The sequence below is a fragment of the Sphingomonas sp. 320_CC genome (assembly GCF_059691795.1).
Window position 1 is genome coordinate 1 of sequence record NZ_JCAWAE010000010.1, and the last position, 726, is coordinate 726.

Consider the following 726-nt stretch of genomic DNA (forward strand, 5'->3'; position numbering starts at 1 on the left):
AGCAGTGCGCGTTGGCCTTTGTCAGGTGCGGATGATTATAATCTCAGCCAGATTATTAGTTATGATGATGTCGATATTCGGAGCCTCGAACTACTCGCTTGGCTCGCTGACGCCGAAGCGCTCACGAACCGCCGAAGCAATCCTCGTCTCCAAAATCGAGCACCTCACGGCATCGATTTTAAAAAACCCATTCACAATGTCAAATACGGGTCGTCTCGACCCAATCACCGTGCTCTCGCACGGCGAACCGTTTCTCTTCATCTCTAGGTTATGCTGATGGTGCGTTGCCCGCGAGCCCGTCAGTCGCAGCGAAGCTGCGCCTTGTGGGCGCGCTTTGCAGCGCTGGCCGTTCTTGGATACGTGCGCGGCAGCTTTGCTGCCTCGTCTCGTCTCCTGCGAAATGGTGGAGCCTATCGGGATCGAACCGATGACCTGATGCTTGCAAAGCAACCGCTCTCCCAGCTGAGCTAAGGCCCCAAACGCACTTGTGTGTGGTGGGCCTAGGTGGATTCGAACCACCGACCTCACCCTTATCAGGGGTGCGCTCTAACCAACTGAGCTACAGGCCCACACCCGCTGCGCCCGTCAGACGCAGCAGAACTGCGCCTGATAGGGCCCCCATCAAAGTAGTACTTTGATGGGACCCAGGGGCGCGCTTCGCGCGCTGGCCGAGCTTGCCCACGGGAAAAACAGCGAAGCTGTTTCGTCTCGTGGACTAACCTAGTG

Annotated in this window: 1 protein-coding gene and 2 tRNA genes; 1 reads left to right on the top strand and 2 read right to left on the bottom strand. The window is 57.4% G+C overall.

Annotated elements, in window-relative coordinates; genetic code table 11:
- The coding region (locus AC59GX_RS20240) for a hypothetical protein (RefSeq protein WP_497302455.1) at nt 1-277 on the top strand (277 nt) is incomplete at its 5' end.
- Between the two features lie 124 nt (nt 278-401).
- On the opposite strand, the gene AC59GX_RS20245 is transcribed toward AC59GX_RS20240, so the two are convergent.
- Nucleotides 402-477: transfer RNA gene (locus tag AC59GX_RS20245), tRNA-Ala, on the bottom strand.
- A 15-nt stretch (nt 478-492) separates the two neighbouring features.
- Nucleotides 493-569 (bottom strand) — tRNA-Ile (locus tag AC59GX_RS20250).
- Nucleotides 570-726: the final 157 nt, after the last annotated feature.